General features: G+C 48.8%; 6 protein-coding genes and 1 pseudogene. 6 read left to right on the forward strand and 1 reads right to left on the reverse strand.

Annotation, left to right across the window (positions count from 1 at the left end):
* Window positions 1-4 precede the first annotated feature (4 nt).
* The 6 genes from ASE26_RS30040 to ASE26_RS16875 all read left to right on the forward strand — a co-directional run bounded on the left by ASE26_RS30040 (window position 5) and on the right by ASE26_RS16875 (window position 7,309).
* Window positions 5-2,476, forward strand: coding sequence for a glycoside hydrolase family protein (locus ASE26_RS30040; protein ID WP_082591388.1), 2,472 nt, complete (start codon window positions 5-7; stop codon window positions 2,474-2,476).
* Window positions 2,477-2,480: 4 nt separating this feature from the next.
* Complete coding sequence (locus tag ASE26_RS16860; RefSeq protein ID WP_057246600.1) at window positions 2,481-3,479, forward strand: hypothetical protein; 999 nt, start codon at window positions 2,481-2,483, stop codon at window positions 3,477-3,479.
* 210 nt (window positions 3,480-3,689) lie between these two features.
* Window positions 3,690-4,169, forward strand: a complete 480-nt coding sequence (locus ASE26_RS30680; protein WP_156398180.1) for a hypothetical protein — start codon at window positions 3,690-3,692, stop codon at window positions 4,167-4,169.
* 335 nt (window positions 4,170-4,504) lie between these two features.
* Window positions 4,505-5,032, forward strand: coding sequence for a hypothetical protein (locus ASE26_RS30685; RefSeq protein WP_156398179.1), 528 nt, complete (start codon window positions 4,505-4,507; stop codon window positions 5,030-5,032).
* Between the two features lie 307 nt (window positions 5,033-5,339).
* Window positions 5,340-6,164 (forward strand): hypothetical protein, encoded by an 825-nt coding sequence (locus ASE26_RS16870; protein WP_156409955.1) that lies wholly within the window; start codon window positions 5,340-5,342, stop codon window positions 6,162-6,164.
* A gap of 23 nt (window positions 6,165-6,187) precedes the next feature.
* Complete coding sequence (locus ASE26_RS16875; RefSeq protein ID WP_156409956.1) at window positions 6,188-7,309, forward strand: hypothetical protein; 1,122 nt, start codon at window positions 6,188-6,190, stop codon at window positions 7,307-7,309.
* On the opposite strand, the pseudogene ASE26_RS31595 reads toward ASE26_RS16875, so the two are convergent.
* Window positions 7,302-7,432 (reverse strand): annotated as a pseudogene (locus tag ASE26_RS31595) (IS481 family transposase); the annotation flags it as partial. The gene ASE26_RS16875 and the pseudogene ASE26_RS31595 overlap by 8 nt on opposite strands.

The following is a 7,432-nucleotide window of genomic DNA, read 5'->3' on the forward strand; positions in this document are numbered from 1 at the left end:
AGCTATGGAATTTAACAAAACAAAAATCGATGATGCACTTCGCAGCATCGTGAACGTAAAGCTGGTTGACCCGTTTGGTAAGCGTATCGCTGGTCTGCGATATCAAGTTCGTCAAGGCACTCAAATTGTCGCAAGAGGTGTCACGAACACGGAAGGAAAGTTTTCGTCATTCGCGTCAATCATAGGCACAATCTTGACCGTATACGTCGAGCGCTTCGGCACAAACGAATTCAAGGAGATCAAAAAGATCATTCCTTGGTCCGAAGACTTCCGCATCAAGCTTGTTAGCGAAAAACGGAAAGAAAACCTAAACGCGAAGGAACACCAAGGAAATCCTGGTAATTACCAGCGCAAAACGTATAAAGTCTGCAAAGACGATACGCTGGGCCATATTGCAAGCCAATTCGAAACTACTGCCGCAGACTTGGCTGCATTAAATGGCATTGCAGTGACAGACATTATCCATATTGATCAGATACTCAAAGTTCCGAATAAGCCAGCGCGATCAGGGGCTGCAACATCAAATGCCACGGCTCCATCTACTGCGCCAACTTCTGAGCCCGTATCAATTCAAGGACCAGTCTCAAACGACACAGGAACAGCAACTGGTGCCTCGCCATCGCCTGCGGCAACATCAAATAGCATTGCACAGCCGGCGCCGGGTGCATTGTCTGCGTCCACATCGTTACCTGCCTCAGTATCGGGGCAAGAAACTACTTTAAACGTTACAGGAACGCCGACTACGCCTTCATCATCGGCCCCTATACCTTCGGAGGCTGCGACTCAAGCCCCCACTGTTGCGGTCCCTGCGAACGAGGGGGCCAGTACTGAATCGATCCCAGCGAAAGCAACTGTTGTCACTACACCAGTACCTGTCGCCAAGGAAGAAGACCGTGGGCCAAATGGTACGCCGAAAACCGTTGTTACCCCGGTTTGCGACCAAAGTGGGTGTATTAAGCTCGGCGACAAAGGCCAACTGATCGAAGAACTGAACCTCCGTCTCATGGGTTTTGGCAATACAATCCATGACCCAGCTTCTCTCGACGAATTTACAGTAGCTACGGAAAAGGCTGTGAAGCAGTTTCAGCGTGACTATATGGGGGTAGCAGAGAGCGGCAAAGTTTGTGGCGCCGTCCTTACTGCAATCGACGAGTTCCTAATCAAATATCCAATCTCATTCCATCCATTTGCTTGCCAATGCGGTGCGCATGGGGCAAGTGTAGCTGACCGCTGTAATGGTTTTGGCAAGGCTAGGCTGGGGTCTGCCTCTGTCAGTCACCTGAAAAACGGCGCCAACGTTGCCGGAGTGGAAAAACCAGGAATTCACCGCGCGCTGTTCTGGAGTCTACGAGCGGCACTCTTCTACTTGGATGCCAAGGAGAGCCAGTTAGGCTTCAAGTTCGGGTATGTCGCGTCCGGCTATCGCTGCTGGAAGCGAGCCAAACAAATGGGTATCTTCACCACGAACCATCTGGGCAACGCATGCGACGTGCATTTCTTGCGTGTTAGCAATAATTCCGAGGTAACCGGTGACGCCCTAGAGTCCCTAAAGAATAAGGTATTCGTTAGCAGGATGAAGGCTCGTCCAAAATGGGATACGGAAAACTGCATTTCACTTGAGCCCAAACACATCACTGATGCGTGGGTGCATATGGATGTACGTATGTTCAAGGAAAAATACCTGCTACCTCGATACTACGCTAAGACCCGAGAGGCGGCTGATGGCGACCCAATCGCTACAATTGCAAGGCGCGAGGGCCGGCTTAGCTTAGTCAATTGTGGCGGCAGTACACCAACGCTACCTGTTGAGGCACCAATTTCCGCGCCAGTTGCGACCCAAAAGCCGACACCTGCGCCTAAGCCGCCCGCTAAACCACCAGCCACCAATCCGCAAGCTCAAAAACCGCCGCCTGCTGCCGGCAAAGGGAGCAAGAAAAGCCCGGTCACGGCCGGGCCAGCCGCTACGACGCGAAAAGACCCCGACAGCCTCCATGTATCGCAACTAGGCTTGGACTTTATTCGAGTCTGGGAGAATGGCGACCTAACCACTAGCCATCTCGTTCCTTACGACGTAAAAGATCAATGCACAGTTGGCGTCGGGCATTTAGTCGATGGCGAGCGATCATGTGCGGAGCTCGCAAGTTCAGGTAGCGTTGCCTATAAAAAGTATGCAGCCGGCATTACAGTTGAGGAAGAGCGGGCCCTGTTCGCTGAAGACGTCGAACGGATACGCAATCGTATTCTGCCCAGCCTTCAAGTGCCCCTGCACCAGCATGAATTTGATGCCCTGATGAGTCTTGCATTCAACACAGGCGGGCTGAAAAAATTCATAAAGTTACTTGCCAAGCTAAATACCAAAAACTACGGCGGCTGCTGCGATGAGTTTGCTGACATCACCAGCGGAGGTGCGTTGACAGCACGCAGGCAATCTGAAATGCGATTATTTCGTAACAATATATACGACGCAAACCATTAACGACATGAAATCAATTTTCCCTATATGGCTGACATTCGTCGGCGTTCTTCTCACAGCAATTAATACTCAAGCTGCCCCCGTTGAGGGCACTTGGAAACTCGAACGCTCTGTTGATTACGAAAGCAATGCTCCGGCAAAAAAAGCCCCAAAATTTCCCATCATCAAATTCCAAGATAACATTATTCAGCTATCTGAAAACTGTACGGCACGCCTAATCGCTACAGATTATCTCTTTCCAGAGGTATTCCAAGCGATGACAAAAGAGGGAATTTCCGAAACTCAAGTTGACCGTTTTCTTGTGAAAAATTTTGGCATTTCTCTATTGAAAACGAAAATGGTCTATAAACTTAAGCCGAACCCAGAATATTGCGCAAGTCCGGTAATGGAATTTTTTGTTGTTAACGATAAAATTCTAATCCCGGCAGGAGACATATTCTATATCTATGGAAAAACGCAACCTGATCACGGTGCCGCTTACCATAATGCCACCCAATCGAAGAATGACAGTTTAATCTCTGGTTACAAGCTATCGCGCCTGCCTATGGATTTCGATCGTTATTATGATACCTGCCGGCCGAAGATTACGAATTCCAAAGGAAAACCTCAAACCTCTGACAAATGCGCTCCTGAATTCTTCCCTTACGTCGCAGACCCTAAGAGCGATGACCCGCTGATGAAGCTGGTTGGTAACCATAATTACACAATGGGAGGCCATAGATATGCTGACGGCTTTTCCCCTCCATTTAAACAGAAAGCACCGGCTACATTCCTCGTATTCACGCCAATGAACCAAGTAGTTTTGTTACGAGTGGACGATTTTGAGGTAGTTCGCAATGAAGAGCGAGACATAATGGCTGGAGTTTATCTTTCGGTAGTCAACGGAAAAGTCGTCGACCAGATCTCCGGCTGCCATCTCAATCTAGAATACGTCTGCCTTGCTGAGGGACAGGCGGTCGCGAAACTAGCTCCAAACGGAAAGTTTCAAAAGATTACCAATCCATAACAGCTATGAATACTGCCCTTCGCAATCATTACTAGGGCAACACTGTTTTCACCTGTAACCGAGTCGCGCCCTCATGCATCGCTCGAATCGGTATCTGCGAGAGCCCTTACGGAACGCGCTGTTTAAATTATCGATTCCGATGTCGTTAACAAACAATTTAATATTGGGTGAACAAACCCAAGAAATTCAACAACATAAAGCTAAAGTTTGATGACGAAAAAGATAACTATCGCGTTCTTTCTTTTAATTTTTTTGACCAGCTCAAGCTTTAGCAATGCCGGATTTGCTGGAGGGCCATATTTCTTATGGATCAACTTCTCTAAAAATACCCATATCGACGATGTCATAGCAAGCAACCGGAGCCAAAGAGAAGACTGCGGTGAGCCAGACATGAAAATTGTTCCCGCTCCCGAATGGATATCTCGTGACTTAATTGACAAAGCAGTTATTCACGATAATAAGAATTCGATTTCCACTCTGGATAAGCTTTTACGAAAAAAATATCCAGAATATTCCAGCCAAGGCCTGGATGGAATCATCGTTTATACTGAATCCCCCACGCCTCATTTTTTGAATTTCGTACGAGGTAGAAAAATAATAATAAAAGAGCGATTAAAAAAAGGATCAAATGATGAAATCATATGGCAAGCCTTTTGCCTCATGGTGCCACCAATTACCAGACCAATTTGATTTAAGTCCCATTCATTAGCTAACGAGGCGGGCTCCAATGGCGCATGTTTAATGCTCAAGCCTGTTGCCCCGATTCGCAAGAACTCAAATACGTATGCAGTCAGCGATCGTCTACGTCGGAGGAAACAGCATTGTCGATGTGCCTAAGGCTGAGGAACCTGCAGTGCTCGCCGTACACGAGAAAACTACGTGCGAATGCAGAGGTTCGCCAAACGTTCGATCCGCGGCAAATGAGTCGAATACGGCTGACAAATCAGTGCCGACGTTTATTATTTTAAGCAACGGCAACGAAGTCTTACATAAGATAATATGGATCAGTTTTTCAGGACAAGCTCATGCTGATGAATTTGGAGAATCGAGATGGACTGCAAATGATGGGAGCGTCATCCAGTCCCGCATTCAAGACACTACTCTGTTTAGCACTCATTGCCTTCTCCAGTTCGAGCGAGGCAGGATTTGCGGGCGGTCCTTACTTTCTTTGGGTGAATGCGTCGAGCAATCAACGCATTGAGAAGATAATCGAAAAGCATCTAAACGCCGGCGAAGATTGCGGTAGACCAGATATGCAGGCCTTCCCTGCGCCTGAATGGATTCCGCGGGATTTAATCAATAATGCGATAGTGCAAGAAGACAGGAGATCCATTGCAGAACTCGATCAAATGCTGGGAAGGACGTACCCTGGATATTCCACAAAGGGTCTGGATGGCGTTATCGTTTACAGTGAAAATCCGAAACCGCAGCTTTCAAATCTGGTGCGCGGTAGAAAATTGATCGCCAAACTTCCATTAAATGACCCAAATAACGAGCAAACCGCATGGAGAACTTTCTGCAGCATGGTTCCTCCAATTACCAGACATAGTTAGGGGTAGTTATTCCAAGAATTGCTATTTAAGGCCACCTCGAACTGAGGCATGGACATTAAAACAACCGTACTTGCGCTGGCGTTAACGCTCATGGCTCCATTGAGCTATGCAGGGAACTCCAGCAGCGGTAAAACTTTTAGCAATTTCGGGAACGACCTCACGAGCCCGATATTCCCAGCGAACGGGACTCTGAAAGTCTATAAAAACAAGAATGACGCCAAGCCAATCCCTACACGCTTCGTGCAGATGACTGGCTTCCGCTAGCATCAGCAAAGCATAGTCACGCCTACTTTATCTCATCGAATTGTTGAACCTGAACATGGCCGCCAAATCACTTACCCTCGCCATCGCGCTGATCGGCCTGATGCAGGTCGCGCAGGCATATACTCTTTTCGGTCCAGATCTCAAGGCCCCTATTTTTCCGCAAAACGGAACCCTGAAAGTCTACAAGGCGAAAAACGACGAGAAACCGCTGGCAGAATTTTACGATCTGACCTACTACGCGATTGGCCCCACAGGCTTTGCCCATACCTGCCTGGGGAAAAGCGAGGATGGCTGGGTACGATGCAATATCAAAGGAAAAGCAGGCTGGGTGCGCCGCAGTGACTTCATCTCGGGAGCGGAATACCAGCCAGAATCCAACTGGCCGATTCGCTATTGGTTGGCCAGTGCTGGCGGCAGCATGCCCGGCGAAGAGACCGACGAACTACAGGACGAGGCAAAACGTAGCCCTTACCTCGCGCCCCAGAAAGATCTCTCCAATGTCTTCTTCAAAGTAGTGTTTGATAAAGACGGATTCGCCATCAGCGCAAAAACTGGCAAGCGGACCGGCGACCGTGTTTTTAAGGTCGGTAATGCGATTTACCTGGCCCCAGCAGATGGTGCGAAGCGCGACAACGCCACCTGGCGGTTTTTGAACTACTTCGACTCAAGCCTCCAGGCCATGTGCCCTTCACTTTCGAAAGAGAGTTGCTATAGCGCGGCAAACCTGGCGCAAGGATGGCCCGGGATCAGCATGCTGCACACTTCTCCGTCTCCTCAGTTTGTACAACGCCGAACGCGAAGAGAAGAACAAGGTGGAATGGTTTGGACAGGAAGACGTTGGCTTCGCCCGTTTCTCCGATCCAGTTAAACCAATGATGTACAAGCGCCCTGATGGCAAGCAGATTTGCATCATTGACTGCAAGTAGACGTCTCAATGAACTTGAAATCGCCGAGCAAGGCCTTTTGCATGGTTTTGTACTCCTGACGCGATTTACCCACGCACACAGTTACACCCGAAGATTACTGAAAATGAATAGATCCATTCCGATCATTGCGCTGTCTGCTATAAGCCTGTTCGCAATTTCTTCGTCAACTGCAGCCGAGCTTGCAGGAACATGGAAATTTGAAAGGGCCCGAGGCTTCTACAGCCATCAAAAGAACATCGCGCCACCAGATCAAAAGACGATTCAGCTTGTCAACAACCGGACCAATTTCGGGCCACGTTGCCTGGGTACGTATACAAGAACAAAATACTCGTACCACATGCTTTTTCAAATGGCGATGAAAGGCGGCGTTGACGAGAGGGAGCTCGGCTCATTCACCAAGAAAGAGTTTGGCGTGTCGTTACCAGCAAAGGGATTCTACTACCGACTCGAAGGTCCGACGGACGTGTGCCGTGAACAATTCGAAGACGTTTGGGTCGACGGAGATAGGCTTTTGGTCGCAGCAGGCGCCGAGATTTTCTACAGCTTTGTTCGAACTGCTGACCCGAAAGTGCCATTCCCAGAGCTGGCGGGCCTCACCGCATCCCACCTGCCTTACGACACTGATATTTTTGCCAATCATTGTGCCGCCCAGGTAGGGCTTGCCGGCGAGTTGCAACGCGAATTGGATAAGTGTTCGCCGGTGTTCAATTCATATATCGCTAAGAAAGAAAGCACGAACTATATCGCGCAGCTAGTTGGAAATCACGACTATCGAAGAGGCGGCGCATCCTTCGCCGATCACTACTCAACGCCTTTTTCGCACAACCAGCACCCCGTCTTTCACGTACTTCCTCCATTAAAAGGCATTGTGGTAGTTCGGGTAAACGATCTGGGGGCAAAGACAAAAGAAGACCGCGAAGTTATGGGGGGTGTTTATCTGTCAATCAAGTCTGGAAAGATCGTCGATCAACTGAATGAGCGCTGCAACTTAACTGAGAAATATACCTGCGTAGATGAAGACAACAATCCACAATTCCGGACCTGTCAGGAATTTTGTGTGCCGGGGTCGCGGTTCGTAGTTAGTTAATCGCGTTGGTGAAGCGTTCCCCAAACAGAATGGCAAACTGGTTGGCGGCCATCTTCCAGGTCCGCTGCGGCATCTTCCAATCTTTTTCAATATTGCGCAAGGCCAGATACAGCAATTTGGTCG

Source organism: Duganella sp. Root198D2 (genome assembly GCF_001428585.1).
Lineage (GTDB): Bacteria > Pseudomonadota > Gammaproteobacteria > Burkholderiales > Burkholderiaceae_D > Rugamonas.